This is a genomic window from Paraglaciecola arctica BSs20135, from assembly GCF_000314995.1.
Lineage (GTDB): Bacteria > Pseudomonadota > Gammaproteobacteria > Enterobacterales > Alteromonadaceae > Paraglaciecola > Paraglaciecola arctica.
On sequence record NZ_BAEO01000002.1, the window covers coordinates 35,951 to 62,767 of the forward strand.

Annotated in this window: 29 protein-coding genes; 5 read left to right on the plus strand and 24 right to left on the minus strand. The window is 38.3% G+C overall.

What is annotated here, in order from left to right; genetic code table 11:
- The first annotated feature begins 15 nt into the window (after positions 1-15).
- The gene (locus tag GARC_RS00210; RefSeq protein WP_007615433.1) at positions 16-1,338 is read left to right on the plus strand and encodes an alpha/beta hydrolase family protein; all 1,323 of its coding nucleotides are present in this window, start codon (positions 16-18) and stop codon (positions 1,336-1,338) included.
- A gap of 24 nt (positions 1,339-1,362) precedes the next feature.
- Here the strand turns inward: GARC_RS00210 and msrA are convergent, their stop codons facing one another.
- From msrA to mioC, 18 genes are all read right to left on the minus strand, one after another.
- Positions 1,363-1,953, minus strand: a complete 591-nt coding sequence (gene msrA, locus GARC_RS00215; protein ID WP_007615435.1) for a peptide-methionine (S)-S-oxide reductase MsrA — start codon at positions 1,951-1,953, stop codon at positions 1,363-1,365.
- A 175-nt stretch (positions 1,954-2,128) separates the two neighbouring features.
- Positions 2,129-2,542, minus strand: coding sequence for a F0F1 ATP synthase subunit epsilon (locus tag GARC_RS00220; RefSeq protein WP_007615438.1), 414 nt, complete (start codon positions 2,540-2,542; stop codon positions 2,129-2,131).
- A gap of 73 nt (positions 2,543-2,615) precedes the next feature.
- Positions 2,616-4,001: a F0F1 ATP synthase subunit beta gene (atpD, locus tag GARC_RS00225; RefSeq protein WP_007615440.1), complete on the minus strand. Its 1,386-nt coding sequence runs from the start codon at positions 3,999-4,001 to the stop codon at positions 2,616-2,618.
- Between the two features lie 31 nt (positions 4,002-4,032).
- The gene (gene atpG, locus GARC_RS00230; protein WP_007615441.1) at positions 4,033-4,893 is read right to left on the minus strand and encodes a F0F1 ATP synthase subunit gamma; all 861 of its coding nucleotides are present in this window, start codon (positions 4,891-4,893) and stop codon (positions 4,033-4,035) included.
- A gap of 70 nt (positions 4,894-4,963) precedes the next feature.
- Positions 4,964-6,505: a F0F1 ATP synthase subunit alpha gene (gene atpA / locus GARC_RS00235; RefSeq protein ID WP_007615442.1), complete on the minus strand. Its 1,542-nt coding sequence runs from the start codon at positions 6,503-6,505 to the stop codon at positions 4,964-4,966.
- Between the two features lie 13 nt (positions 6,506-6,518).
- Entirely contained in the window at positions 6,519-7,052 is a 534-nt protein-coding gene (gene atpH, locus GARC_RS00240) for a F0F1 ATP synthase subunit delta (RefSeq protein ID WP_007615443.1), read from the minus strand.
- 13 nt (positions 7,053-7,065) lie between these two features.
- Positions 7,066-7,536, minus strand: a complete 471-nt coding sequence (gene atpF, locus GARC_RS00245) for a F0F1 ATP synthase subunit B (protein ID WP_007615444.1) — start codon at positions 7,534-7,536, stop codon at positions 7,066-7,068.
- Between the two features lie 49 nt (positions 7,537-7,585).
- Positions 7,586-7,828: a F0F1 ATP synthase subunit C gene (atpE, locus tag GARC_RS00250; protein WP_007615445.1), complete on the minus strand. Its 243-nt coding sequence runs from the start codon at positions 7,826-7,828 to the stop codon at positions 7,586-7,588.
- Between the two features lie 121 nt (positions 7,829-7,949).
- Entirely contained in the window at positions 7,950-8,750 is an 801-nt protein-coding gene (atpB, locus tag GARC_RS00255) for a F0F1 ATP synthase subunit A (RefSeq protein ID WP_007615446.1), read from the minus strand.
- Between the two features lie 55 nt (positions 8,751-8,805).
- Positions 8,806-9,195: an ATP synthase subunit I gene (locus GARC_RS00260; protein ID WP_039988253.1), complete on the minus strand. Its 390-nt coding sequence runs from the start codon at positions 9,193-9,195 to the stop codon at positions 8,806-8,808.
- 260 nt (positions 9,196-9,455) lie between these two features.
- The gene (locus GARC_RS00265) at positions 9,456-10,325 is read right to left on the minus strand and encodes a ParB/RepB/Spo0J family partition protein (RefSeq protein ID WP_007615461.1); all 870 of its coding nucleotides are present in this window, start codon (positions 10,323-10,325) and stop codon (positions 9,456-9,458) included.
- Between the two features lie 44 nt (positions 10,326-10,369).
- On the minus strand, positions 10,370-11,152 hold the full coding sequence (locus tag GARC_RS00270; protein WP_007615462.1) for a ParA family protein: 783 nt from the start codon (positions 11,150-11,152) through the stop codon (positions 10,370-10,372).
- A gap of 77 nt (positions 11,153-11,229) precedes the next feature.
- On the minus strand, positions 11,230-11,886 hold the full coding sequence (gene rsmG / locus GARC_RS00275; protein WP_007615463.1) for a 16S rRNA (guanine(527)-N(7))-methyltransferase RsmG: 657 nt from the start codon (positions 11,884-11,886) through the stop codon (positions 11,230-11,232).
- Complete coding sequence (mnmG, locus tag GARC_RS00280) at positions 11,886-13,799, minus strand: tRNA uridine-5-carboxymethylaminomethyl(34) synthesis enzyme MnmG (protein WP_007615464.1); 1,914 nt, start codon at positions 13,797-13,799, stop codon at positions 11,886-11,888. The genes rsmG and mnmG overlap by 1 nt, the downstream gene beginning before the upstream one ends.
- Before the next feature lie 570 nt (positions 13,800-14,369).
- Positions 14,370-14,657: a hypothetical protein gene (locus GARC_RS00285; protein WP_007615465.1), complete on the minus strand. Its 288-nt coding sequence runs from the start codon at positions 14,655-14,657 to the stop codon at positions 14,370-14,372.
- A 99-nt stretch (positions 14,658-14,756) separates the two neighbouring features.
- Positions 14,757-15,584: an ATP-binding protein gene (locus tag GARC_RS00290; protein WP_007615466.1), complete on the minus strand. Its 828-nt coding sequence runs from the start codon at positions 15,582-15,584 to the stop codon at positions 14,757-14,759.
- Between the two features lie 37 nt (positions 15,585-15,621).
- The gene (locus GARC_RS00295) at positions 15,622-16,275 is read right to left on the minus strand and encodes a DnaT-like ssDNA-binding domain-containing protein (RefSeq protein ID WP_007615467.1); all 654 of its coding nucleotides are present in this window, start codon (positions 16,273-16,275) and stop codon (positions 15,622-15,624) included.
- A gap of 17 nt (positions 16,276-16,292) precedes the next feature.
- Positions 16,293-16,739 (minus strand): FMN-binding protein MioC, encoded by a 447-nt coding sequence (gene mioC / locus GARC_RS00300; RefSeq protein WP_007615468.1) that lies wholly within the window; start codon positions 16,737-16,739, stop codon positions 16,293-16,295.
- A gap of 169 nt (positions 16,740-16,908) precedes the next feature.
- Between mioC and GARC_RS00305 the strand changes: the two genes are divergently transcribed.
- Positions 16,909-18,132, plus strand: a complete 1,224-nt coding sequence (locus GARC_RS00305) for an acyltransferase family protein (protein ID WP_007615469.1) — start codon at positions 16,909-16,911, stop codon at positions 18,130-18,132.
- Positions 18,133-18,170: 38 nt separating this feature from the next.
- On the opposite strand, the gene mnmE is transcribed toward GARC_RS00305, so the two are convergent.
- The 6 genes from mnmE to rpmH all read right to left on the minus strand — a co-directional run bounded on the left by mnmE (position 18,171) and on the right by rpmH (position 22,614).
- Positions 18,171-19,553, minus strand: a complete 1,383-nt coding sequence (gene mnmE, locus GARC_RS00310; RefSeq protein ID WP_007615471.1) for a tRNA uridine-5-carboxymethylaminomethyl(34) synthesis GTPase MnmE — start codon at positions 19,551-19,553, stop codon at positions 18,171-18,173.
- A gap of 7 nt (positions 19,554-19,560) precedes the next feature.
- Positions 19,561-20,043: a YajQ family cyclic di-GMP-binding protein gene (locus tag GARC_RS00315; RefSeq protein WP_007615477.1), complete on the minus strand. Its 483-nt coding sequence runs from the start codon at positions 20,041-20,043 to the stop codon at positions 19,561-19,563.
- A gap of 95 nt (positions 20,044-20,138) precedes the next feature.
- A complete protein-coding gene (yidC, locus tag GARC_RS00320; RefSeq protein ID WP_007615478.1) occupies positions 20,139-21,776 on the minus strand; it encodes a membrane protein insertase YidC in 1,638 nt (545 codons plus the stop codon).
- A gap of 122 nt (positions 21,777-21,898) precedes the next feature.
- Positions 21,899-22,147 (minus strand): membrane protein insertion efficiency factor YidD, encoded by a 249-nt coding sequence (yidD, locus tag GARC_RS00325; RefSeq protein WP_039988257.1) that lies wholly within the window; start codon positions 22,145-22,147, stop codon positions 21,899-21,901.
- On the minus strand, positions 22,102-22,470 hold the full coding sequence (gene rnpA, locus GARC_RS26145; RefSeq protein ID WP_081587471.1) for a ribonuclease P protein component: 369 nt from the start codon (positions 22,468-22,470) through the stop codon (positions 22,102-22,104). The genes yidD and rnpA overlap by 46 nt, the downstream gene beginning before the upstream one ends.
- Before the next feature lie 9 nt (positions 22,471-22,479).
- Complete coding sequence (rpmH, locus tag GARC_RS00330) at positions 22,480-22,614, minus strand: 50S ribosomal protein L34 (protein ID WP_007615483.1); 135 nt, start codon at positions 22,612-22,614, stop codon at positions 22,480-22,482.
- Between the two features lie 553 nt (positions 22,615-23,167).
- Here rpmH and dnaA point away from each other — a divergent pair.
- From dnaA to recF, 3 genes are read left to right on the plus strand one after another with little or no spacing between them, the layout of a single operon-like run.
- The gene (gene dnaA, locus GARC_RS00335; protein WP_007615484.1) at positions 23,168-24,574 is read left to right on the plus strand and encodes a chromosomal replication initiator protein DnaA; all 1,407 of its coding nucleotides are present in this window, start codon (positions 23,168-23,170) and stop codon (positions 24,572-24,574) included.
- Positions 24,575-24,592: 18 nt separating this feature from the next.
- Positions 24,593-25,696: a DNA polymerase III subunit beta gene (gene dnaN / locus GARC_RS00340; protein ID WP_007615485.1), complete on the plus strand. Its 1,104-nt coding sequence runs from the start codon at positions 24,593-24,595 to the stop codon at positions 25,694-25,696.
- Positions 25,697-25,724: 28 nt separating this feature from the next.
- The gene (gene recF / locus GARC_RS00345; protein ID WP_007615487.1) at positions 25,725-26,813 is read left to right on the plus strand and encodes a DNA replication/repair protein RecF; all 1,089 of its coding nucleotides are present in this window, start codon (positions 25,725-25,727) and stop codon (positions 26,811-26,813) included.
- Positions 26,814-26,817 lie beyond the last annotated feature (4 nt).

Here is a 26,817-nt window from a genome sequence, read left to right on the forward strand (position 1 = left end):
TATAAGAATCTAAATATGTTTTATCGTGTTGCAAATAGAATTTTGTTGTTGGTTGTATTTACTGGCTTAAGTATCACTAGTTTTGCCGAAAATCGAATTGATACTCAACGGCCCGATGCGCCAGAGTTAGCCGCTTATGGGCAATATGCCATAGGTGTAAAAACCTTAAAAATTATTAATCCGCAGCAAATTGATATTATCCAAATTGACCCAGCTAAACCAACAAATTTAGCTAGATATGACCGCCCATTAACTTTAGAGGTTTGGTACCCAGCAGTTGCAAACAGTAAAGGAAAAACGACCTTAGGGGTATTCTTACGTGATGGTAAAACCCAAGTTGCTATAGATGGTAAGGCCGTTCGCGATGCCAAACCTCTAAAAACGCAGCAAAAGTTTCCGCTGATATTGGTTTCCCATGGTTATCCTGGTAACCGCTTTTTACTGTCTCATTTAACTGAAAATATTGCTTCAAAAGGTTATGTAGTAGTAGCTATCGACCACACAGACTCAACTTATCGAACCAAAGCCGCTTTTGGCTCGACTTTGCTCAATCGGCCACTCGACCAACTATTTACTCTTGATCAAATAGAACTTATGTCAAAGGACAGTTCTTCCTTTTTATATAACTTAGTTAACACCCAAAACTCAGCTTTGATTGGTTATTCTATGGGTGGCTATGGTGCGGTAATTTCTGCTGGTGGAGGTTTAACCCAACAAGCCGTAGATTACCCATGGGGTTTACCACCCAACGTATTAGCTATACATCAAGATAATAATGAAGCGCACAAATCTCCTGATCCAAGACTCAAAACCGTCATAGCTTTTGCTCCTTGGGGAATGAATTACGGAGTATGGGACCAAACAACATTAAAAGGGGTAAAAATACCTATGTTATTTGCAGCGGGTTCAGTTGATGATGTTTCAGGCTACGAAAAAGGAGTACGTGCTATTTGGCAAGGTACAACAGAGGTAGACCGGGCATTGTTGACCTATGAAAATGCAAATCACGGTGCTGCAGCTCCTATGCCAGCCCCTGAGGAATCTTATTTCTTCGATGAAGAACTAGGTTTTAATGTCAGTGAACACTACACAGATGCCGTATGGGACACGGTACGTATGAATAACATAGCCCAGCACTTTGTTACTGCTTGGTTAGGAAAATACCTAAAAGACGATAAGAATATGGATGTTTATCTTAACTTAGAAGTCAATTCAAACGATGGTGTTTGGAGCAAGGATGAAAATGGCCAAGCTAAAGCGGATCATAACCACTGGGCAGGTTTTAAAAACCGCACTGCCAAAGGCTTGAAATTTGAAAAATTAGCTAAGGGCGAGTAAATATGCCCTTAGCTAATCGCCTAATCAGTGTGTTGCTTTATCGCCCCAAATATCTTTTAGGCGTTGATCACGTCCACAGTTCCAACGATACAGTTTGTATCTAACAGGATTGTTTTTGTAATAATCTTGGTGATAACTTTCATCACCTTTTATGGGATAAAAAGTAGTAGTAGCCAAAATGGGCGTTACTACTTTCTTATCTGGAAACTGGGTTATCACTTTTTGCTTAGATAATTCAGCAAACTGCCTTTCTTTAGTATTCGCAACAAAAATAGCACTTAGATAACTAGAGCCTTTATCGCAAAATTGTCCTCTGTTATCAAAAGGGTCAATATTAACCCAATAATGGTCAAGCAAAGCTTGATAGGTTACTTTTTTTGGGTCGTAAGTCACTTCAACAGCCTCATAATGACCAGTATGATTACCGTTATAAGTGGGATTTTCTAAACTGCCCCCAGTAAAACCGGAGATAACATCGGTTACTCCTTCTAGTTTTTCAAAATCTGATTCCATACACCAAAAACATCCACCTGCAAAAATTGCTTTATCAGCATTCACTTGAGATGCATATAGGATAAAAACTGCGTTAAGTGCTAACAATAATTTCAATTTCACGATATTTCCTAAATTAGTTAATCAGTATAATTATTAAGGGAGTGTAAATTAAGACCAAAGTTTGGCTACAAACTTTCAAATTTTTGTATTATTCCAATCCATATAAAACAAAAAACCCAGCATTTCGCTAGGTTTTTAAATAGTTTCACATGAAACATTTAGTGTATATTTTTACTTACTTGCGCAGTTTGCGGATTAACCTTAACTGGGCAATAGCTTCTGCAAGCTCAATGGCTGCTTCGGCGTATTCAAAATCGGCAGTAGGATTAGCGATATGCTCTTCTGCGCGTTTTTTCGCATCAAGAGCCGCTTGTTCATCTAGGTCTTCTGCACGAATAGCGGTATCAGCCAATACAGTTACTGTACCAGGTTGTATTTCTAGCACACCACCGTTGATGTAAATATTTTCTTCATCACCGAATTGCTTAACCAAACGTACCATTCCAGGTAACAAAGTAGTCAATAAAGGTGCGTGACCAGGATGGATACCTAGCTCACCTTCACTACCTGTTATCTGAATAGCTTCGACTAAACCAGAAAAAATACTGGTTTCAGCGCTTACTACGTCTAGATGTACGGTCATTGCCATAAAAACCTCCTAAATAAATATGCATTCAAGTCCATATGGCCCCAACAAATTGTTAGAACCAAATGGATAGAAACTACATATTTTTAGCTTTTTCGCTTGCTTCTTCGATTGAACCAACCATGTAGAAAGCTTGCTCTGGAAGGTGATCAAACTCACCATTCAAGATACCGCTAAAACCACTGATAGTGTCTTTCAATGAAACATACTTACCAGGTGAACCAGTAAATACTTCTGCTACGAAGAAAGGCTGTGACAAGAAACGCTGAATTTTACGAGCTCGTGATACAGAAAGCTTATCTTCTTCAGAGAGTTCATCCATACCTAAGATAGCGATGATGTCTTTTAATTCTTTATAACGTTGCAATACTGATTGCACACCACGAGCCGTGTCGTAATGTTCTTGACCAATAACAAGAGGATCAAGTTGACGTGAACTAGAATCAAGTGGGTCAACCGCTGGGTAAATACCCAAAGACGCGATATCACGAGACAATACAACAGTTGCATCTAAGTGAGCAAAAGTAGTAGCAGGTGAGGGATCGGTCAAATCATCAGCTGGTACGTATACCGCTTGGATTGAAGTGATTGAACCTGTTTTAGTTGATGCGATACGTTCTTGAAGTACACCCATTTCTTCAGCTAGGGTAGGCTGGTAACCTACTGCTGATGGCATACGACCTAGTAGAGCAGATACTTCTGTTCCAGCTAGAGTATAACGGTAGATGTTATCTACGAAGAACAATACATCACGACCTTCATCACGGAATTTTTCCGCCATGGTCAAACCTGTCAAAGCAACACGTAAACGGTTTCCAGGAGGCTCATTCATTTGGCCGTATACTAGAGATACTTTATCTAGTACGTTTGACTCGTTCATTTCGTGATAGAAATCGTTACCTTCACGAGTACGCTCACCTACACCAGCAAATACTGAGTAGCCGCTGTGCTCGATAGCGATGTTACGAATGAGTTCCATCATGTTAACGGTTTTACCAACACCGGCACCACCGAACAATCCAACTTTACCACCTTTAGCAAACGGGCAAACCAAGTCGATAACTTTGATGCCTGTTTCTAGTAGTTCAATTGAACTTGATTGTTCTTCGTAAGTAGGTGCTTCACGGTGAATAGACATACGCTCTTCTTCACCAATAGGACCTGCTTCATCGATTGGGTTACCCAACACATCCATGATACGGCCTAATGTGGCTACACCAACTGGGACCTGAATTGCAGCACCACTGTTTTCAACAGCTAGGCCACGACGTAAACCGTCTGTGGAACCCATTGCAATGGTACGAACTACGCCACCACCTAATTGCTGTTGTACTTCCAGGGTCAAACCTTGCAAATCACCTTCGGTAATTCGCAAGGCGTCATATATTTTTGGAACCGAATCTTGTGGAAATTCAATATCCACTACGGCGCCAATTATTTGGACGACCTTACCATGACTCATGTTAATTCCTCTTAAATTCTAAAACCATTGCCTAAACCGCTGCAGCGCCAGCTACAATTTCACTAATTTCTTGAGTGATTGCTGCTTGACGTGCTTTGTTATATATCAATTGCAAGTCATCAATAATATCACCCGCATTATCAGTAGCCGCTTTCATGGCCACCATACGAGCTGCTTGCTCAGACGCGCCATTTTCAACTACGCCTTGATATACTTGAGATTCAATAAAACGAACCAATAACATATCTAGGATAGGTTTTGGATCAGGTTCGTATATGTAGTCCCAACGGTGTTGTAATTCTTTTTCGTCAGATTTAGGCAAAGGCAACAATTGATCGATCTGCGGCTCTTGCGCCATGGTATTTACAAACTTATTAAATACCAAATATAAACGGTCTATTTTGCCGTCATTAAATGCATCCAACATGATACGTACCAAACCAATGATTTCACTGATACTTGGCGCATCACCTATTCCCGATTCGGCGGCTAAAACATTGCCACCAAAACGGTTAAAGAACGCAACAGACTTAGCACCTAATGCAGCAAAATCTATTTGAACATCTTGTTCTTGCCATTTTTTCGCATCTTTCACGACCATTTTGAATTCGTTGGAGTTTAAACCCCCACATAATCCACGGTCAGTAGAAATTACGATATAACCAACGCGTTTTACTTCGCGGTCTTCCAAATATGGATGGCGATATTCAAGGTTAGCGTTTGCTAGGTGACCGATTACGCTGCGGATATTCTCAGCATATGGACGACCTAAAGCCATACGGTTTTGCGCCTTTTTCATTTTGGACGCTGCAACCATTTCCATAGCGCTGGTGATCTTCTGCGTATTTTTAATACTGCCGATCTTACCTTTTATCTCTTTACCGCTAGCCATAAACTCTATCTCCGATTATTCAACATAGTGACCACCACCTCTTGTACTAAGAGAGTAGCGGTCCAATTGATTACCACGTTTGTGTTGCTTTAAACTTATCTAAAGCTTCATTTAGGGTGGCTTCAATTTCTTTGTCGAAATTACCTGTAGTATTGATAGTGTTCATTAGCTCGCTGTATTCACTGTTCATAAAAGAGTGTAAAGAGGCTTCAAAATCTAGAATTTTATCTAGTGCAATCTCTTTTAAATGCCCTTTCTCAACAGCAAACAATGAAACACCCATATCTGCAACCGAAAGTGGTGCATATTGGTTTTGCTTCATTAATTCCATAACTCGCTCACCATGCTCAAGTTGAGCACGTGTTGCGTCATCAAGATCAGACGCAAACTGCGAGAACGCCGCCAATTCACGATACTGAGCTAGGGCTAGACGAATACCGCCACCTAACTTCTTGATGATTTTAGTTTGCGCTGCACCACCAACACGAGATACCGAAATACCAGCGTTAACCGCTGGACGGATACCGGCGTTGAACAAATCTGTCTCAAGGAAGATTTGACCATCGGTAATCGAAATTACGTTAGTAGGTACAAAAGCTGATACGTCACCTGCTTGAGTTTCGATAATAGGTAAGGCAGTCAAAGAGCCTGTTTTACCTGTTACTTCACCTTTAGTGTAACGCTCAACATATTTATCATTTACACGTGCAGCACGTTCTAGAAGACGCGAGTGAAGATAGAAAACATCTCCAGGATAGGCTTCACGACCTGGCGGACGACGTAATAATAGTGAGATTTGACGATATGCAACGGCTTGTTTAGACAAGTCATCGTATACGATCAAAGCATCTTCACCGCGGTCACGGAAGTACTCACCCATGGTACAACCAGAATAAGGTGCCAAGTATTGTAGTGCTGCAGATTCAGAAGCAGAAGCAGCAACAACAATGGTATGACCCATAGCGCCGTGTTCTTCTAATTTGCGTACAACGTTTGCGATAGTAGAGGCCTTTTGGCCAATCGCTACGTATACACATTTAACACCTGAATCTTTTTGATTGATGATGGCATCAATCGCTAAAGCAGTTTTACCGGTTTGACGGTCACCGATAACCAATTCACGTTGACCACGACCTACTGGGATCATGGCATCAACTGATTTATAACCAGTTTGAATAGGTTGGTCGACCGATTGACGTTCAATTACGCCCGGTGCAATTTTTTCTATAGGTTCAAAACCATCTGCATCGATTGCGCCTTTGCCATCGATAGGAGCACCTAGAGTGTTAACAACACGACCAAGTAGATTACGACCTACTGGTACTTCTAAGATACGACCTGAAGATTTTACTTTTACGCCTTCTTGTAAATCAGCGTAAGGACCCATTACTACCGCACCTACAGAGTCACGCTCTAAGTTCAATGCGATAGCGTAACGACTACCTGGAAGCTCAATCATTTCGCCTTGCATTACATCTGCAAGGCCATGGATACGGATAATACCGTCGGTTACACCAACAATAGTTCCTTCATTTCGAGCTTCACTTACTACTTCGAACTTCTCAATACGTTGTTTGATTAGTTCGGCAATTTCAGTGGAATTCAGTTGCATGCTCTTTTCCCCGTTATGCTTGTAACGCGTCTGATAGACGGTTTAATTTACTACGAAGTGAACCATCAATTACTGTGTCGCCGGCTTTAATAAGCACACCAGCTATCAGTTCAGGATCCACGCTACAATTTAGCTTAACTTTTCGTGCCAGACGTTTTTCAAGAGATTTACCTAAATCTGTCTGTTGTTGTTTTTTGAGTTTGACTGCTGAAGTAATATCAACATCAATCTCTTTATCAAAATCAGCTTTAAGCTGATTAAACAAAACAGATATTTCAGGAAACGCTTGTAGACGTCTATTTTCAGCCAAAATCTTCACTAGATTTTGACCCTGTAGGTCGAGTTGTTCACCGCACACGCCGTTAAAAATTTCGGCTAGTTTTTCTGCTGCCACTGATCCAGTTAAAAGAGACTTAACTGTTTCGTTTTTAGAAACTTCAGCAGTAAACATCAGCATTTCTTGCCACTGTGTAACGGTTTTATTCTCGACCGCGTAATCGAACGCAGCTTGTGCGTAAGGGCGAGCGATAGTAGTCCATTCAGACATAGCTCATACTCCCTTATAGCTCAGCGACAAGTTTTGCAACTATGTCACTTTGTGCCGCAGCATCAATTTCACGTTCAAGGATCTTTTCAGCACCGGCAATAGCCAAAGCTGCGACTTGTTGACGCAACTCTTCTTTCGTACGGTTTCTTTCTGCTTCGACCTCTGAGTATCCCTGAGCAATGATTTTTTCACGCTCGGAATGGCCACGTTGCGTTTCTTCGTCAACAATTGTTGAACCACGCTTTTTGGCTTGCTCGATGATATCTGCTGCTTGAGCTTTCGCTTCTTTAAGCTGATCAGTGGCTTTAACTTGTGCTAGCTCAAGGTCTTTTTCACCTCGTTCAGACGCAGCTAAACCATCAGCAATTTTTTGTTGGCGTTCTTCAATAGCACCTATAATAGGGGGCCATACAAACTTCATGCAAAACCACACAAAGAATATAAAGGCTATCAGTTCACCAAGTAGAGTGGCATTGATATTCAAGACCGCTACTCCTCTTTAATAGTTCGTTGAAAGAAATGGATAACTACTATTAAGCACCAAGTACAAACAACATATAAAGAGCGATAGCTACACCGATCATCGCGATTGCATCGATAAGACCAGCTACGATGAACATTTTGACTTGAAGAGTAGCTGCTAGCTCAGGTTGGCGTGCTGCCGACTCAAGAAATTTACCACCCAAAAGACCGAAACCAATTGCTGGTCCCAATGCGCATAGACCAATCAAAATACCAACTGCGATATATAGATTACCTAAAGTTAATGCATCCATAGATTTTCACCTTGTGTTTAAGTTAAAGATTAATAAAAAAACGTAATAAAATTGTATATTTAGGCATCCTGCCTCAACTCCTCAGAGCCAGCCTAAGCTGTTGTAATTAGCACCAAACTAATTAATGTTCTTCACTTGCCATGCTTAAATACACGATAGTTAACATCATGAAGATAAAAGCTTGTAATGGAATGATTAACAAGTGGAATGCAGCCCATAAGAAATGCAATGGCAACTGCCATAACCCTATTGTGCCTGCTATAAGAATAAATATAAGTTCGCCGGCATATAAATTACCGAATAAACGTAATGAAAGTGATAAAGGTTTTGCTAATAAAGCCACCACTTCCAGAATGAAGTTAAACCAATATAACCAAGGGGTGTTAAAAGGGTGAGCGTATAGTTCCTTTAAGAAACCGCCTACACCTTTGATTTTTATTGAATAAAAAATCATTAAAATAAACACACCAATAGATAAAGCAAAAGTCATATTTACATCAGTAGTAGGTACTACTTTCATATAGACGTGATGCGGGTCATAACCCAACTGACCACCAATAAATTGTGCAAATGAAGGTAAAAAGTCAACAGGAATTAAATCCATGAAGTTCATCAACAAAACCCATACAAAAATGGTTAATGCTAAAGGTGCGATTAATGCACTTTTACCGTGATAAGTACTTTTAACAGTATTGTCTACAAACTCGACAATTAGCTCCACACAAGCTTGCCATTTACCTGGCACACCAATAGTCGCTTTTTTAGCTACTGCTCTAAAGCTTAAAATAAATACGAAACCTAACACTATTGACCAAGCTAAAGTATCTACGTGAAAAGTCCAAAAACCATCACCAACCGAAGCATTAGTTAAATGGTGTTTAATATAACCACTGACGCTTTGACCGCCATCTGATTCTGCCATTTTACCATCCACAATTTAAAGTTAAAAATCTGTATTCAGTCTCGTTTTCGCATATTCAGCGACTAACGCGACTCATGAAAATTATTATGGGCCATTGAGCCATTAAGGTTACGACATAGCTGATTAACAGCGCTAAAGGTTGTAAATTTGACCATTTATAAGCCATCACAAACAACACTATCGTAAAAATAAATTTAACTTTGCTTCCTTTGTTAAAACTCCGCACTACTAACCTATTTTGGCTAGCACCGGCATATTTAAACGCTAAGTAGGCATATACCATTCCTGGCAACACACATATCAGTCCACCATAAAGTGCTGATATCCCTGAATATTTCCCATAATAAAGGGTAAAAATAAAGGTTAAAACAATGGCAATTAGGCTTTGATAAAAAAGCACTTTTGTAGCCAACTGTCGACCTTCTTGGGCCAAGCTAGTCGCCAATTGAACCCTCTATGTATTTAAACCGTAACAAAAAGCGCCAAAAGTATACTTAACTGACGGTAATTTACAACACTAAAGTCTAGTTTGGTGCACAAAAGCACTAATATGGACATTCCTACAAACCCTTTGTTTTTGTAGGGATTATTGATTATAGGTTATTTATAACTCAAGCTGTTGCACTTAAGTTCAACACACTTTATAAAAAAAGCAAAATAGGATGACCTTATGCTTAATATAACCTTTAGTTATTAAGCACTAATCTATTTAATATGCCCTAATATTCCATCAAGCTGATCAAGACTGGAAAAGTTAATCACTAACTTACCTTTGCCTTTGGCATTATGGGCAATCACTACAGGAGCACCGAGATTTTCGGATAATTCTGTTTGTAGGCGTTGTACATCAGGATCTTCTTTAACCGGTGCTTTTTCTTTAGTAGGCTCTAATAATCTGCGCACTAAATTTTCTGTGTCTCGTACTGTTAGTCCTTTGCCTGAAACAGTTTGTGCGGCTTCATTTTGGGCGTCTCCTTCGAGGGCTAACAAGGCTCTAGCATGACCCATTTCAATATCGCCATGTTCTAGCAGTAATTTCACATCCTCGTTTAAGTTGTTTAAACGTAACAAGTTAGTCACTGTGGTCCTAGATTTACCTACAGCAGTCGCCACTTCTTGATGAGTAAGTTCAAATTCGACCATTAGGCGGTCAAGAGCTTGAGCTTCTTCCATTGCATTAAGATCTTCACGTTGAATATTCTCAATCAAAGCGATAGCCACAGCTGATTCATCAGGCACATCTTTAATTAGGCAAGGAATAACATCTAATTGGGCTATTTGTGATGCCCGCCAACGCCTTTCACCAGCGATGATTTCATAGTTATCAGCAGAAATTCGACGTACCACTATGGGCTGAATAACCCCTTGTGATCGAATAGATGCGGCGAGATCTTCGAGGGCTTCAGATGACATATCTTTGCGTGGTTGATATTTACCAGGCTGTAAAAACTCAATAGGAATTTTTTGCAATTCACTTTCTTGTTCAGGTAACTCTGAACCAGTACTTCTGCCTGTTTGGCTGGTTGCCAATAACGCGTCTAGCCCTCTACCCAAACCTCTTTTTTTCGCCGACATGTTGTCCTCAGTTTTTTCATTCATTTTTATTATTTACACTAACTTTATTTAGCTACTTGATTCGCTTTACCGCGTCTTAATATTTCACCTGCTAGAGCTAAATAGGCTTTTGCACCTGTAGACGATTTATCATAATACATGGCTGGCGTGCCAAAACTAGGTGCTTCTGCCAATCGCACATTTCTGGGAATGACAGTTCTGTATACTTGATCGCCAAAATGCCGTTTAAGTTGCTCAGATACGTCATTGGCTAGCCTATTTCTAGGATCGTACATAGTGCGCAGTACACCTTCAATTTTTAATTGCGGATTAACCACAGACGCTAGCTTTTTGATAGTATCCATCAAAGCAGTGAGTCCTTCGAGGGCATAATATTCACACTGCATTGGCACCAGTACCGAATCGGCGGCTGCCATTGCATTGACTGTGAGTTGGTTTAACGAAGGTGGGCAATCAATAAAAATATAATCGTAGTAATTTTTAACTGGTGCTAACGCATTGCGTAATCGTACTTCACGAGCAAACACTTCCATCAATTTAATTTCTGCGGCTGTGATATCACTATTGCCTGCAATAAGATGATATTTGCCAGACGTTTCTTTGATTATGACCTCATCAATTGGTTTTTCTTCAATCAATAATTCATAACAAGTATTGTCAACGTTGTATTTATCAACCCCACTGCCCATGGTTGCATTGCCTTGGGGGTCGAGATCAATAAGTAATACTTTGCGTTTTGTGGCCGCCATTGATGCAGCTACATTAACAGCAGTTGTGGTTTTGCCTACTCCACCTTTTTGATTAGCAATTGCAATGATTTTGCCCAAAATAATCGTCCACTTATTTATTTAGAAGACCAGAGTAGAAATAACATTTAATTTTCTAAATGTCGGGGGAATAGCTCCTAGCCAACTGATTGTTTTTTAATTTTGACAATATGACGCTCGCCTTCAAGACCAGGCACGTCTAACTTAATTGTTTCTTGTAAAATAAATCCCAAAGGTAACTCTTTCAGTTCATCTGTTGGGAGTTGACCTTTTAATGCAAGAAAAACTCCGTGAGAATCTACCAGATGTTGGCACCAGTGCAACATATCTTTTAGTGAAGCAAAAGCTCTGCTCAATACTCCATCAATTTCGACATTAGGTACAAAATCTTCAACCCTTGATTGCACAGGGTCGATATTGTCTATTTTTAATTCATATGCGACTTGTTTCATAAAACGCACACGTTTTCCTAAACTATCCAACAAAATAAAATGTTTATCAGGGCACATAATTGCCAGAGGAATACCTGGTAATCCTGGACCCGTGCCCACATCAATATAGTGAGTTTTATCTAAAAATGGCGCAACCACAATGGAATCAACAATATGTTTGATCACCATTTGTTGAGGATCTCGCACTGAAGTTAAATTGTAAGCTTTGTTCCATTTATGCATCAATAATACATAACGGATCAGTTGCTGTTGCTGCTCTTCAGTGACAACTAATTGACAATTTTTTAGGCTGCTTTTTAAAACAGTTAATAAATCATTTTCAAGGGCCTGTTGATCACTCATCAGGCAGATACTTTCTTTTGATCATTACTTGATCCTACTAACAACCCATGTTTTTTCAAATATACCAATAACAGAGACACAGCTGCTGGAGTAATACCTGATATTCTGCCGGCTTTACCAATAGTTTCTGGACGGGTATCAGTTAATTTGGCGACAACTTCGTTGCTCAATCCTGAAATCTGACTGAAATCGAAATCCATAGGTATTAAAGTATTTTCATTACGTAATGTTTTAGCAATTTCATCTTTTTGACGTTCTATGTATCCAGCATATTTAATTTGGATCTCAACTTGTTCGGCTGCCTGTTTGTTCTGTAATTCTGGCCCAAATGCTTCAATTTGCATCAAAGTTTGATAAGTCATTTCTGGTCGACGGATCAGATCCTCTAAAGTATTTTCCTTGGTTACTGGATTTTTCAATAAAACATTTAAGGCTTTGGTTGATTCGTGACTAGGATAAACCCAAGTCGACTTGAGCCTTTGTCTTTCCAATTCAATAGCTTCTAATTTTTGATTGAAAGCTTTCCATCGTGATTCATTAACTAAACCTATTTCGTGTCCCTTGGCAGTTAAACGAATATCGGCATTGTCTTCACGCAATAACAAACGATATTCAGCTCGACTGGTAAACATACGGTAGGGTTCTTTAGTACCCATAGTAGATAAATCGTCAATTAACACGCCCATATAAGCTTCATCACGACGTAATATAAATGGGTCTTTTTGTTGTACTTGTAAGGCTGCATTTGCACCCGCGATCAAACCTTGAGCACCGGCTTCTTCATAGCCAGTTGTTCCATTAATTTGACCAGCAAAAAATAAACCACTGATAAATTTTGTTTCTAAGGTTTGTTTGAGATCGCGAGGATCGAAAAAATCATATTCGATCGCATAACCGGGACGCACAATATGCGCATTTTCAAAACCAATTATTGATCGTACAAAATTCATTTGTACGTCAAAAGGTAAGCTCGTTGATATACCATTTGGGTAAACCTCGATGCTGTTTAAGCCTTCAGGTTCAACAAATATTTGATGTGAATTTTTATCTGCAAAACGATGAATTTTATCTTCTATAGATGGGCAATATCTTGGCCCAATTCCTTCTATAACACCTGTGTACATAGGCGATCTGTCTAATCCTCCACGAATAATTTCATGGGTTTTTTCATTAGTGTGGGTGATGTAACAAGGGATCTGTTGTGGATGATCGCTAGCTTGTCCCATGTATGAAAATACTGGAACTGGTGTATCACCATGTTGCTTTTGCATCACATCAAAATTAAGGGTACGGGCATCGAGCCTGGCCGGTGTACCTGTTTTTAAGCGATCAACTCGAAAAGGTAATGCACGAAGTCGATCTGCCAATGCGATCGAAGGAGGATCGCCAGCACGGCCCCCTTTGTAGTTTTCCATACCAATATGTATGGTACCGCCTAAAAACGTGCCTACGGTGATAACAACGCTCTTAGCATGGAATTTAAGACCCATTTGTGTAACTACACCAACAACACGATCATTTTCAACGATCAGATCATCACAAGATTGTTGAAATAAGGTTAAATTTTCTTGGTTTTCTACTATTTTACGAATTTCATTACGGTACAAGGATCTATCTGCTTGTGCTCGTGTGGCACGAACCGCAGGACCTTTACTCGAATTTAAGGTTCTAAATTGAATGCCAGCTTTGTCGGTTGCCATAGCCATAGCACCGCCTAAAGCGTCTATTTCCTTAACCAGATGACCTTTGCCAATCCCGCCAATTGCCGGGTTACAAGACATTTGACCTAGGGTTTCAATATTGTGTGTTAGCAAAAGAGTATTTGCGCCCATGCGTGCAGAGGCTAATGCGGCTTCTGTTCCTGCGTGACCACCACCGACAACGATGACATCAAAATGTTGCTGATAAAACATGATTTTCCTCTAAAGCTAAAATGATCATTTCCCCTGAGTAAAATGGGGCGCACATTCTATCTGGAAATGAGCTTAAGTAAAATGCTTAAAATCTATTCAATTATTGTTTTATGATCTCTGTAATCTTTATAAGATCTTTTAGATCTTTGTTTATTATTACTATTATTAAGCAGCCACTTTTCTGTTGGTAAGTCACTATTTCTTATTATTATCAATAGTTTATAGGCAAGCTAAGTATGTGAATAAAGTTTGATCAAACTGGTATAAGGTGGGTATAACTAGTGCTTTTATCCACAGGGGGTATTTCTTGAAATTGTATACAGTGGATATAACGTGGTTTTACATGACTTATACATAAAACTATCCACAGTGAATAACATCTTTTGATCTAACTGTGTGTAACTTGTGATCAAAAATTCGTTAATACTCAGTTAGATCCTGATTTATAAAGGAAAGATCAAAAGAAACTAAATTTTGTTGATCTTGATACTGTTACCGTTGGTTTTTAATATTTATTTTGGGCCAGCAGCGTTTATTGATCCTCGAATCGATCTTTTTTTACTTTATCCTCTATTTTGAAGTCACTTTCACTCGTCCACCACTAGTTGATGCATCAATATCTATTTGAATATCAGTAATGAGATAAGCGGTAATTGAGCCATCTGAAGTAGTCAGATTGGCATCTTCTGTTAACTGTTTATTGATTGAATCCGTGTCGGTTTGAATGGTTAATAGACCACCCAAATTAACATTAAATGTTTCGGAGAAGGTTTTGGAAAAAAGTGAGGTTGAGTAAAACAGGATAAGATAAACCAATACTGCATTTAAGTAGGTAATCAGTTTGATCGTTCTTTTCATTTTAATATCCTTTGTGTAATTTTTGATTAACAAAGGATGAGTCGTGACTAGTTATTGAAAAGTTTAAATAAGTTGATTTTTATATATATCAAGTAGCATCTATTTTACTTGATTTGGACGGTAGCCTGATGTGGTTTGTGGTTGCTGCTGAGGCTCAGGTTGAGTAGGAATAATTTCGTTACGTCTGCTAGGACCTGAGAATTTTACTTTGTAGGTGTCGTATTCTTTGATGGACTCAAAACAATAACGACCTAGGGCGTTTTCTAACTCAGCAAGGTTGTGGTTGGTGATCATAATACAGTTTTTATGATGAGCCAGCCTTTGTCTTAATACATTGCCTAACCAGCTTTGGGCATTTTTCTTTAACACGCTTTCGTTAACACATACTTCATCGAGTATTAGTAAATCAACATCAAGTAATTCTTGGTTAATTTCACGAAATTTCTGTCCAACATTATCTTGGGCATTGTAATCATAAGAAAAGAAGCGCATTTCCAAAATAGTTGATAGTTGTCTATATAGAACTGAAATTTCATATTTTTCAATGAGTTCATGGGCTATAGCACCGGCTGTGTGAGATTTTCCACGACCATAGTCACCATAAAAAATCATCATATGAGCACCACTTTTACGCCAATTCATATCGTCATGAGCGGCGATAAAAGACTTAGCAATACTGACTGCTTCAATAACATCATTACTGTCTTCAATGAGGTTAGCGAAGGTCCATTTAGGATTCAATTCAGAGCGACCTTGAATATCTTGGATGCGTTGCTTTTTGCCTTCTCGTTGTAATTGTTTTACATCACGATTGGCTAATGCTTCATACTCAGATCTTAAGTCGGCATAGTTGGTATATTTTTCAGGAACATATTGGCGACCTAATGCTTTACCTAATCTTTGAATTTTGTCTTTAATACTGTCCACGAGTTCTATTATTCCGAATGATAAATATGAAAATTTATTAAGTGTTAGTTTTACTATATTTGGCCACTAAATTTTTAGCATTGTCGTCAGCGAGAATACCAGCCTTAGTTTGGACTATTTGCTGACCTACTTTTTGTACATTTTTAAATCCATGAGCTAAACGCATTTTTTTCAAGTTAAATACAAACTTTTGAGTCCATTGGTATTCGCTAAATTGTGACTCTGGCCTACCTAACCAATAAGCAATAAAATCACCTAATTCACTAGTAGTGTAATCATAATCAATAATGCCAACTAGTTTCGCTAAATCGCTGATTAATTTTTGATTAGGCAACCAATCAAGATGCATTGTATGCCAATTTAGATGTAACTTTGAATACTCATCTACTTTCATTGTAGTTAAAGGTAGAACAAGGGTTTTACCGTTAAAACTATGGTTAAGTTCGACTTCGTTTTGAAAATTGACTAAACCAACACTTATCAGCTCTTTTATTAAACTATTAACTTGTCGACCTAAAGTAAATTTTTCTTCTCTGGCATTTAAAATGGATAACAACGATTTGTAGTTTAAAGGTGACGTTGTACCACTAGATTCATCAGCAGTAGGTTTTATCCCAAGAATATACAGTATACGGGCGTCATTACTCAAAGACTGAAGTAGGGCTGTTTGTTCTGCTTTATTAAATTGCATAAAAATTCATTGGGTGATTATGCTGATTGTTCATTAGTTTCTAGCCAGCTTTGAAGCCATTTAACAGCAGCATCTTCAGGGATTGGGTGATTAAGTACGTCAATATGTAGGGCTGGGCACAATAGTTTAGCGCCACCAGTTTGCATAATATTTTCCATTTGCACGGATCCGTGGCAGTAAGTGTCATAACTGCTATCACCTAAACCCACCACTAAAAACTCATGTTTGTTCAAATTTTGAGTTTTTAATTGTTCAGCAAAAGGTTGGATGTTGTCTGGCAAGTCACCGGCGCCATGAGTCGAAGTACAAATTAACCATATGGCACTTTGGTCTAAGTCCAACAACTGCGGTGTTAAATGGATTTGTGCACTATGTGTATGACTTAACAAAACTTCTTGTAATGCATCGGCGACATATTCACTTGCACCTAAGACACTGCCTACTATGATTTCAAACTTTGCCATTTATTTACTATGTAGATTGATTAATTTTAGCATTGTACATTGTGACTAATACCATCCCTATATTCCACCTAATATCACTATTTTATGGTTGTTGAGCACTTAACTATTCCAGTCCAGTTAGTTTTAACCAATATTTCGACTGTATTAAATATTGATAAATAGGCTTTTTATGGAACGTCGTTATGATTTGGATTGGTTAAGAGTATTTGCATTTGCTGTATTAATTTTTTATCACATTGGCATGTTGTACGTTGCTGATTGGGGATTTCACTATAAAAGCCAATATCAAAGTGAAGTACTGCAAAATTTAATGTTGTTAGTCAATAGATGGCGGTTACCTCTTTTATTTTTTATTTCTGGTATTGCTTCTCGTTATTTATTGCAAAAATATTCATTAATTCATTTTGCTAAAACACGAACTTGGCGTTTGTTGTTGCCATTATTATTTGGTGTATTAGTTATAGTTCCACCGCAACTTTATGTGGAAATGACGGAAAAAGGGGATCTCAATCTTAGTTATTGGGATTTTTATAGGGCTTTTTTTGATCTACATAATCCCCTATTTGCTGAATATCAATCGGGAATATTGCCGCATATTGATGTTAACCACCTTTGGTATTTACGGGAATTGTGGTGCTTCTCATTAATATTGTTATTACTTCATCCGATTTTGTCTTTAGCTAAATTAGATAAAGTACTTGATTGTATCGGGAGTCGACTGGGTATTGGAGCAATCTTTATGTTACCTGTCATGTGTTTGTCAGTTGCTGAACTATTGATATTTCCAGAGTCTGACGAAGGTATAAGAATAGCTCGTGGATTTTGTTTCTTTTTGTTGGGTTATCTTATTTGGCAAAGAGAAAGTTGCTGGCAACCCATTCTGATGTATCGACGCTTAACCCTGGGTCTATCTTTAACAAGTTATGGGGGATTATTAGCCTATTACCACTTTATTTGGAAATTGCGGTCAGAGCCATTAACGGGTGTTTATGCTGCAATAGAAACAACTTTGTTATTAGCCAACCGTTGGGTATGGATCTTAGCTATTTTAGGTTATGGCTACGCTTACTTAAATAAGCCAAGCTCTGCGTTAAAGTATTTTTCGCGGATGGTTTATCCCAGCTATTTGTTGCATCAAAGTGTACTAATAGTGGCGGCTTTTTACCTAAGTACATTTAAGTTGGGATTTTTCTTGGAGGCGTTTTGCGTAGTAGTGATAACAGTTAGTTTTTGCTTCGCGAATTATGAATTATTAAAAAGGATCAACTTTATGAGACCTCTGGTAGGTATATCGTCGCAAATTTCTGAAGTAGAATATTCATTATTTAATAAAATATTCGTATTGATGTGTTGGCTACTAATACTACCTTTAGGTTATCTAATCATATTTTGAGAATTATGGATTTGCAGGGTATTTACCTTGAGTTCAGATTATTTACCAATGCAAAAGGAAGAAAATATTTTTGTAAGTAAATCGTCTGAACTGAATTCACCAGTGATTTCATTTAAATGTTGTTGGGTTAAGCGCAGCTCTTCTGCAAGTAATTCTCCAGCAAGGTTTTCTTCTAATTGATATTTGCCTAAATATAAATGTTCCGCAGCTCTGTCTATAGCATCTAAATGGCGTCTGCGAGCGATAAACTGACCTTCTGAGCTTGCATTAAAGCCCATGCAATCTTTTAGGTGATCAGTTAACAAGGCAAGTCCCTGTTCGTTACTGGCAGATATTGAAATAACCGGGTAGTCACCGCTATCATCAAAACCAATAGTTTCATTCGAAAGGTCTATTTTATTGCGGATAACACTTAGTCCGATATTTTTAGGTAGTTGTTGGTAAAACTCTGGCCATATTTTTTGAGGATGTGTTTCTGTCGATTCAGTACTATCCAACATAAACAACACACGATCTGCTTGATGGATTTCTTGCCAGGCGCGTTCAATACCTATTTTTTCTACCTTGTCTGGGCTATCCCTTAAGCCCGCTGTATCAATAATATGTAAAGGCATTCCATCAATGTGTATATGTTCTTTGAGTACATCACGGGTGGTGCCAGCTATATCTGTGACTATGGCTGCATCTCTTCCTGCTAATGCATTAAGTAAACTAGATTTACCGGCATTAGGTTTACCAGCAATGACAACCCGCATACCTTCTCTGAGTAATGCACCTTGTTTGGTCTGCTGGCGTAGTGTTTCAAAGGACTGGATAATTGTTTCTAAGTCTTTTTGAATTTTACCGTCACTTAGAAAATCGATTTCTTCATCGGGAAAATCTATTGCGGCTTCGACGTACATACGCAAGTGGATCACTTGCTCGACTAAAGTTTGAATATGTTGTGAAAACGCGCCTTGTAAGGAGCGTAATGCGCCTTTTGCTGCTTGTTCAGAGCTGGCATCAATTAGGTCGGCTATGGCTTCAGCTTGCGCTAAGTCCAATTTGTCATTTAAAAATGCGCGTTCACTAAATTCGCCTGGTCGAGCAATGCGTAATTTTGGTATTTTCAAAATAGCATTGAGCAACATGTCTAAAACTACTTGGCCGCCATGGCCTTGTAATTCAAGTACATCTTCACCGGTAAATGAATTTGGTGCTCTAAAGAATAAGGCTATGCCCTGATCAATAAGATTATTTTCTGTGTCAGAAAAAGGTAGATATTCTGCTTTCCTGGTTTCAGGTAATTTACCCAATATTGCTTGTGCAGCGGCACTTGCTAGAGTGCCAGAAATTCGAATTATCCCAACACCACCGCGACCAGGTGCAGTGGCTTGAGCAACAATAGTATCTTGTTGTGATGATAATCCAATAGCAGTCATGTGTTGTTTAGTCTCTGAAGTTAGTAAATTGTAATGGTTGTTCTAAATCAGCTTCTTTTGCCAATGCCATAACTTGTTGTAAATCGTCGCGTTTTTTTCCGGTGACTCGTACTTGTTCACCTTGTATTTGTGCTTGAACTTTTAGTTTTGCATCTTTGATGAGTTTTATTAGTTTTTTGGCTACTGGTTGTTCGATACCTTGTTTAAAGGCAATGGCTTGTTTGTAAATTTTGCCAATGTGCTGTACATCTTTTTCTTCAAAGGCTGCAGTGTCTACATTACGTTTTACACAGGTACCTCTTAGGATATCGAGCATTTGTTTGAGTTGGAAATCATTGTCGGCTGTCATAGTCACTATGCTTTCCTTTAACTCGAAACTTGCCTCAACACCTCTAAAATCAAAACGTGTGCTTAATTCTCGATTTGCGTTGTCGACAGCATTAAGTAATTCGGGTAAATCAATTTCTGAAACGATATCTAATGATGGCATGTGGATCCCTAAGCTTTATGAGTGATGACTGTTTATTGTAAGCACAAAAAAGCCCGTGTTATAGCATAAAACGGGCTTTTTTCGAAATTATGAAATTACTTGGTCTTTAAGCCGCGCTTTTCCATAGATGCGTAAATTATTTTAGCTTGAATCAAAGTAATAATGTTACTTATCAACCAGTAAAGTACTAAACCTGCTGGGAATATAAAGAAGAACAAACTCATAGCAACAGGCATAAACTGCATGATTTTTTGCTGCATAGGATCTGTCATTGTCATAGGTTGCAGTTTTTGTAGTAAATACATACTCAAACCAGTTAATACAGGTAATACAAAGAACGGGTCTTTTGCACTTAAATCAGTGATCCAAAATATAAAATCAGCATGTCTAAGTTCAACACTTTCAAGTAACACCCAATATAGGGCTAAGAAGATTGGCATTTGTAATAATAGAGGGAAACAGCCACCCATAGGGTTAACTTTGTCCTTCTTATACATTTCCATCATGGCTTTTTGCATTTTCTGCTTGTCATCGCCATAACGTTCTTTGAGTGCATCCATTTTGGGTTTTAGGGCGCGCATTTTGGCCATAGATTCGTATTGTTTTTTGGTAAGAGGATACATAGCTCCTTTAACCACTATGGTAATAAGGATGATAGAAAATCCCCAGTTACCAACTAGACTATGAATGAATTGTAAGAATGAGAAAAGCGGCTGAGATATCATAAACAAGAAGCCGTAATCGACTGTTAAATCTAGGCCACGAGCAATAACTGCTAAGGTATCTTGATCCTTTGGACCTAAGTATAAAATATTAGTGATTTTTGTTGTTTCGCCAGGCTGGATAACAACTGTTTCTCCAGTAAAGCCAATTACCGCATTGGTATTTTGTTTGATAACGCTGAATAACTTGTTCGTTTGGTCTTGTGGTGGAACCCATGCAGACACGAAGTAGTGTTCTATCATTGCTGCCCAACCAGCTTTGGTCGTTTCTCGAAGGTTGTTATCAGCCATGTCATCAAAGGAATATTTTTCGTATTTATCATCTTCGATAGAATATGCGCCACCGCGATAAACCGGCATAAACATACTGCCGCCTTCACCTAGTATGCTCTGTTTGAGTTGGCCGAAAGGAATGACTCGCTTAGGATTGCTTGTGTTGTTTTTAACGTTATAAATTACGTTAATTTTGTGGCTACCCCGAGTAAACACGAAATTTTTAGTAACTTGCATACCTTGTGGAGTTATTAATTCTAAAGGAACGGTGAGTGTATCACCTTCAAGTGTATAACTGTCTTGTGTGGCAGTGTAAGTAGGGCGTCCTTTGCTATCTGTGCCATCAGGACCAATTAAGCCACTTTGAGCTATATGTAATGTGTCGCCATTCGGTCTTAAAATGCTGTATGACTCGGCAGAGTTTTGCTCTACCGGAAATTTAGCAAGATTGGCTGAAACAACGTCACCACCTTTAGTATCAATACTAAGAATAAGAGTGTCGGTTGTTACTGTTATAATTTTTCCACCTTGAGTGGACATAGGCACTAAGGTTTGCCCATCAATAGAAGCAACAGGCACATCTTCGGCACTAGGTATATCAAGAGCAGTACTTGTTTGTCCGGTGGAGGTTGTTATAGGTGCGACTGGTTGAGGGCCGTAATCTAATTGCCATTGTTGCCATAATAAAAAGCCGACCATAGCGAGGCCAATTAATAAAAAACTGCGTTGGGATTCCATAAAATACTCTAATTAACTACTTATTATGAGTGTGACTTATTCATGTCAAAACATTAAACCACGGCGACGTTACTGTTTTATTTATGACCCGATTATTTATGAGGGCATAATTGTAAAAATCATTACTTATTTTGTTTTTTTTCTGGCACTGGATCATAACCACCATCATTGAGTGGATGGCATTTTAGTATGCGTTTGCCACTTAACCAACAACCTTTTATTAATCCGTGTTTAGTAATAGCGTCAATTGCATAATAAGAGCAACTTGGATGGAACCTACATGTAGGTCCTAACATCGGTGAAAGCACTATTTGATAGAGCTTTATTATACCAATTGGGATTTTTCGCAGCGCGACGCTAATTTTTTCCATAATTTACTCAGTAAATTAAATAATTCCTGATTCGAAAGTTTATCTAAACCACTTTTACCTACCACAACTATATCAATATTCGGAAATGAATGACGTTCTAAACGAAAGCTCTCGCGAATAACGCGCTTAAGTCTATTTCTATCGTGTGCATGTTTGACTCTTTTTTTAGCCAAAGTGATGCCCAAACGAGGATTATTCGAAGTATTAAATCTGGCTAGAAGAGTAAGTTGGGGTGAAACAGATGGAATTGCATTACTGAAAACAAATTCAAAGTGGGTGGGAGTAAGTAGCCTTAGCTCCCGAGAAAAGTGATTTTCACCCACCTTGGATAATTAAGCTGATAAACGCGCACGGCCTTTAGCACGACGATTGGCAATAACCTTGCGGCCATTTTTAGTCGCCATACGGGCACGAAAACCGTGTGAACGCTTACGCTTTAAGTTGCTTGGTTGAAAAGTTCTTTTCATGACCTAGTCCCGCTATACATAAGGTTTAAACAAAATGAGCATTTATATGATAACCATTTGGGGTAATCACCGTGCTCAAAAATGACGCTGAATAATAGAGATCACTTTACTAGTTGTCAATCAATTACTCCAACTAATAACATTCTATATGCATATTTTTAAGAGGCTGCAATACCTTAAGATCTGATAAGTGTTGAAAAAATTCATTTTATCCACAGGTTGGGTATAAATTAATGGTTTGTTTTTATTTTAAGTAAAATACTGGCATTAAATATGCTGGTATTTTGTCTATGATTTTGTTGAGGTTTAAGATTGCTAAAATACTAAAAATTTAGCTAAAACAATTAGATATAGGAGTTTAAGGAGTTATTGTTAATTAATTTAAAATGTCTGTTGCGTTAGTGAGGTGATTAGCGAGATAATTCACAGCTAGTTTAAAGTTTGGCTTTTGACTGGTTAATAATAATACAGTTGTTACTTTTCATTTTTGTTTGGTAATTCCTTTTTTATCTCATTATGGCCTTTGTTTGTAAGGGTGGAGTTGTTTTTTTCGATGTCTATATGGAATCAGTGTCTTGATAGGTTGCAGCAGGACTTACCTATACAACAGTTTAGTATGTGGATAAGACCACTTCAGGCCGAACATGCCGATGCTCACATAACTCTTTTTGCACCTAATCGTTTTGTATTAGATTGGGTCAGGGATAAATATTTTTCGCAAATTAATAATTTGTTGGCAGAGTTTTGTGGAGATAAAGCTCCTCAGCTACGATTTGAAGTAAAAGTTGCCAATGTTGATGCCAGTAAAATGTTTAGTGCTAGTAGTTATCCACCAGTAGCAGTAGAGCAAAACAAGCAACATACAAATAGTCATTTACCATCCCCCCCTTCCGTTGCGGTTTCTAATGTTGGCACAACTATACCAATGGCTGCAGGTCACAAAAGTAATATTAATTTAACTTATAAATTTGATAATTTTGTCGAAGGTAAGTCAAACCAACTTGCAAGAGCAGCCTCTCAGCAAGTCGCAGATAATCCTGGTGGTGCTTATAATCCATTGTTTATTTATGGTGGTACGGGATTAGGTAAAACCCATTTATTGCATGCAGTTGGTAATGGCATTATGGATAAGAAGAAAAATGCCACTGTTGTGTATATGCATTCCGAGCGATTTGTTCAAGATATGGTAAAAGCGTTACAAAACAACGCGATAGAAGAATTTAAACGTTATTACCGCTCAGTTGATGCATTACTTATTGATGATATTCAGTTTTTTGCAAATAAGGAACGCTCTCAAGAAGAGTTTTTTCATACTTTCAACGCTTTGTTAGAAGGTAATCAGCAGATAATTCTTACCTCTGATCGTTATCCAAAAGAGATAGTAGGTGTAGAAGATCGTTTGAAATCTAGATTCGGATGGGGATTAACCATTGCCATTGAACCACCTGAATTGGAAACACGCGTTGCTATTTTAATGCGTAAGGCTGTCGAGAATAAAATTTTCTTACCCGATGAAGTCGCATTTTTTATCGCTAAACGATTACGCTCAAATGTTCGTGAGCTAGAAGGGGCATTAAATCGCGTAATAGCCAATGCGAATTTTACGGGGCGACCTATTACCATAGATTTTGTGCGAGAAGCACTTCGTGATCTTTTAGCGCTTCAAGAAAAACTGGTCACCATTGATAACATTCAAAAAACAGTGGCAGAATATTACAAGATTAAGATGGCTGATATTTTGTCGAAGCGACGTAGTCGTAGTGTTGCCAGACCAAGGCAAATGGCGATGGCCTTGTCTAAAGAACTAACCAACCATAGTTTGCCCGAGATCGGTGATGCCTTTGGTGGTCGCGACCACACCACTGTATTGCATGCATGCCGAAAAATAGTGCAGCTAAGGGAAGAAAGTCATGATATAAAAGAAGACTATCAGAACTTAATACGCACACTATCTTCATAAAAATTCACGAGTAAAAAGATGAAATTTAGCATCAGTAGGGAAAACTTCTTACAACCACTTCAATTGGTTTCTGGCGCAGTTGAGCGCCGCCATACATTACCTATATTGTCTAATGTATTGATAAAGGTTAGTGATAACTCACTTTGGTTAACTGGTACGGATTTAGAGGTCGAATTGATTTCTAATGTCACCCTAAGTGGTGATTTCGTTGAAGGTGAAATTACTGTTCCAGCTAAGAAACTACTAGATATATGTAGGGGATTAAACGAAGGAAGCAGTATTGATTTCAGTGTTGAAGCCAACAAAGCGTTGCTGAAATCTGGTCGTAGTAAATACAGTTTATCAACTTTGTCAGCTGACGATTATCCTAATCTTGAAGATTGGCAAGGTGAATTAGAGTTTGAAATACCTCAATCAGATTTAAAGCGGCTTATCGATAGCACTCACTTTTGTATGGCTCAGCAGGATGTGCGTTATTACCTCAACGGTATGTCGCTTGAAACAGAGGATAACCTTATTCGTACGGTTGCCACTGATGGGCATAGGTTGGCTTTGTGCCGACTGAACTATACAAATGCGACCTTACCTAACCGCCAGGTCATTATTCCACGTAAAGGTGTGTTAGAGATAATTCGTCTTATTGAAGACAATGATAAGTTAGTTAAAGTACAGGTTGGTTCAAACCACATTAGAATTTTTTCTACTGATTTTATTTTTACCAGTAAATTGGTAGATGGACGTTTTCCAGACTACAGACGTGTGTTACCAAAAGATGGCGACAAAAAGATTGAATCTAGCAAAGACGTATTGAAACATGCGTTTTCCAGAGCCTCTATTTTATCCAATGAAAAATTTAGAGGTGTGCGTTTAAACTTATCAAATGGTGAGCTTAAAATCACCGCCAATAACCCTGAGCAAGAAGAAGCCGAAGAAATTGTAGACGTAGATTATCAAGGAGATAATTTAGAAATCGGTTTTAATGTTGCTTATTTGATAGATGTTATGAATGGGCTAAGCTGTGAAGATGTACGTATTACTTTAGCGGATTCAAACAGTAGTGCATTGATAGAGGATTCGAAAGATGACTCTGCTCTTTACGTTATAATGCCAATGAGACTGTAATTAGGTTTTATAAGAAGCTTCGTTTCTCATGAAACTGGACAAGGTCCAGATCAGTCACTTTCGAAACATTGATGATTTGTCACTCGTTGCCCATGGAAGTTTAAATGTTTTCTTAGGTGAAAATGGTAGTGGTAAATCATCAATTTTGGAAGCCTTACATTATCTAGGCTATGCTCGTTCCTTTCGTACCCATAAACATAAAAATGTTATTAGCCACGAAAAACAGGGTTTTACAGTTTTTTGCTCGACTGTTGCTGAAAATGGAAAACAACAGAAGTTTGGAATAAGTAGGCTGGCAAATGATAGTTGTATCGTTAATATCAATGGCCAAAAGTCTAAACGTGCAACAGATTTAGCTAGTAATCTACCCATTCAAATATTTACGCCTCAGAGTTCAGATATATTACTTGGCGCGCCAAAGTTGCGTAGACGTTATTTGGATTGGGTATTGTTTCACGTGGAACAATCTTTCAATTTGGACTTCCAGGTTTTTAATAAAAGCCTAAAACACCTAAACGCTTTATATAAAAGTCATCAACCAGACCAAAGCTTGAGTTATTGGAACGACTTACTTTGCGAAAAAGGGGAGGCTATTAGCCTAAATAGAGAATCTTTACTAAACGATCATCTAATACAGCTTATTAATGCGAATTTAAAAGATTTTTTACCTGAGTTTTGCTTCGAAATTTCGTATTATAGGGGATGGGAAAAAGGCTATACACTAGCTGATTCAATATTAAAAAATAGGTCACGAGATCAAAAATACGGTTTCCTTAGTGTTGGTCCTCATAAAGCAGATCTACGGATAAAGACCCAAGGTGTAAATGCTTATGAAATATTGTCCAGAGGTCAGTTAAGGATGTTGGTTGCAGGTATGCAACTTGCTCAAACACAATACCTACATGCACAGACTGCAAAGAGCTCAATATTTTTGTTAGATGATGTAGGCGCAGAATTAGATGAAGAAAAACGAAAAGTGTTTATATCACGATTGAACACTTCTGATACTCAATTATTTGTTACAGCTATTGATATCAAACAATTAGAGTTCCTAGAGAACTATACCGATAAAAAAGTGTTTCACGTGGAACATGGCCAGGTGAGAGAGGAGATTTAATTAA

Excerpts from the sequence above, each read along its gene's own strand:
- GARC_RS00210 (WP_007615433.1), top strand. The coding sequence starts at position 16 with ATGTTTTATCGTGTTGCAAATAGAATTTTGTTGTTGGTTGTATTTACT.
- GARC_RS00220 (WP_007615438.1), bottom strand. The coding sequence starts at position 2,542 with ATGGCAATGACCGTACATCTAGACGTAGTAAGCGCTGAAACCAGTATT.
- atpD (WP_007615440.1), bottom strand. The coding sequence starts at position 4,001 with ATGAGTCATGGTAAGGTCGTCCAAATAATTGGCGCCGTAGTGGATATT.
- atpG (WP_007615441.1), bottom strand. The coding sequence starts at position 4,893 with ATGGCTAGCGGTAAAGAGATAAAAGGTAAGATCGGCAGTATTAAAAAT.
- atpA (WP_007615442.1), bottom strand. The coding sequence starts at position 6,505 with ATGCAACTGAATTCCACTGAAATTGCCGAACTAATCAAACAACGTATT.
- atpH (WP_007615443.1), bottom strand. The coding sequence starts at position 7,052 with ATGTCTGAATGGACTACTATCGCTCGCCCTTACGCACAAGCTGCGTTC.
- atpE (WP_007615445.1), bottom strand. The coding sequence starts at position 7,828 with ATGGATGCATTAACTTTAGGTAATCTATATATCGCAGTTGGTATTTTG.
- atpB (WP_007615446.1), bottom strand. The coding sequence starts at position 8,750 with ATGGCAGAATCAGATGGCGGTCAAAGCGTCAGTGGTTATATTAAACAC.
- GARC_RS00265 (WP_007615461.1), bottom strand. The coding sequence starts at position 10,325 with ATGTCGGCGAAAAAAAGAGGTTTGGGTAGAGGGCTAGACGCGTTATTG.
- rsmG (WP_007615463.1), bottom strand. The coding sequence starts at position 11,886 with ATGAGTGATCAACAGGCCCTTGAAAATGATTTATTAACTGTTTTAAAA.
- mnmG (WP_007615464.1), bottom strand. The coding sequence starts at position 13,799 with ATGTTTTATCAGCAACATTTTGATGTCATCGTTGTCGGTGGTGGTCAC.
- GARC_RS00285 (WP_007615465.1), bottom strand. The coding sequence starts at position 14,657 with ATGAAAAGAACGATCAAACTGATTACCTACTTAAATGCAGTATTGGTT.
- GARC_RS00295 (WP_007615467.1), bottom strand. The coding sequence starts at position 16,275 with ATGCAATTTAATAAAGCAGAACAAACAGCCCTACTTCAGTCTTTGAGT.
- mioC (WP_007615468.1), bottom strand. The coding sequence starts at position 16,739 with ATGGCAAAGTTTGAAATCATAGTAGGCAGTGTCTTAGGTGCAAGTGAA.
- GARC_RS00305 (WP_007615469.1), top strand. The coding sequence starts at position 16,909 with ATGGAACGTCGTTATGATTTGGATTGGTTAAGAGTATTTGCATTTGCT.
- mnmE (WP_007615471.1), bottom strand. The coding sequence starts at position 19,553 with ATGACTGCTATTGGATTATCATCACAACAAGATACTATTGTTGCTCAA.
- GARC_RS00315 (WP_007615477.1), bottom strand. The coding sequence starts at position 20,043 with ATGCCATCATTAGATATCGTTTCAGAAATTGATTTACCCGAATTACTT.
- yidC (WP_007615478.1), bottom strand. The coding sequence starts at position 21,776 with ATGGAATCCCAACGCAGTTTTTTATTAATTGGCCTCGCTATGGTCGGC.
- yidD (WP_039988257.1), bottom strand. The coding sequence starts at position 22,147 with ATGGAAAAAATTAGCGTCGCGCTGCGAAAAATCCCAATTGGTATAATA.
- rpmH (WP_007615483.1), bottom strand. The coding sequence starts at position 22,614 with ATGAAAAGAACTTTTCAACCAAGCAACTTAAAGCGTAAGCGTTCACAC.
- dnaA (WP_007615484.1), top strand. The coding sequence starts at position 23,168 with ATGTCTATATGGAATCAGTGTCTTGATAGGTTGCAGCAGGACTTACCT.
- dnaN (WP_007615485.1), top strand. The coding sequence starts at position 24,593 with ATGAAATTTAGCATCAGTAGGGAAAACTTCTTACAACCACTTCAATTG.
- recF (WP_007615487.1), top strand. The coding sequence starts at position 25,725 with ATGAAACTGGACAAGGTCCAGATCAGTCACTTTCGAAACATTGATGAT.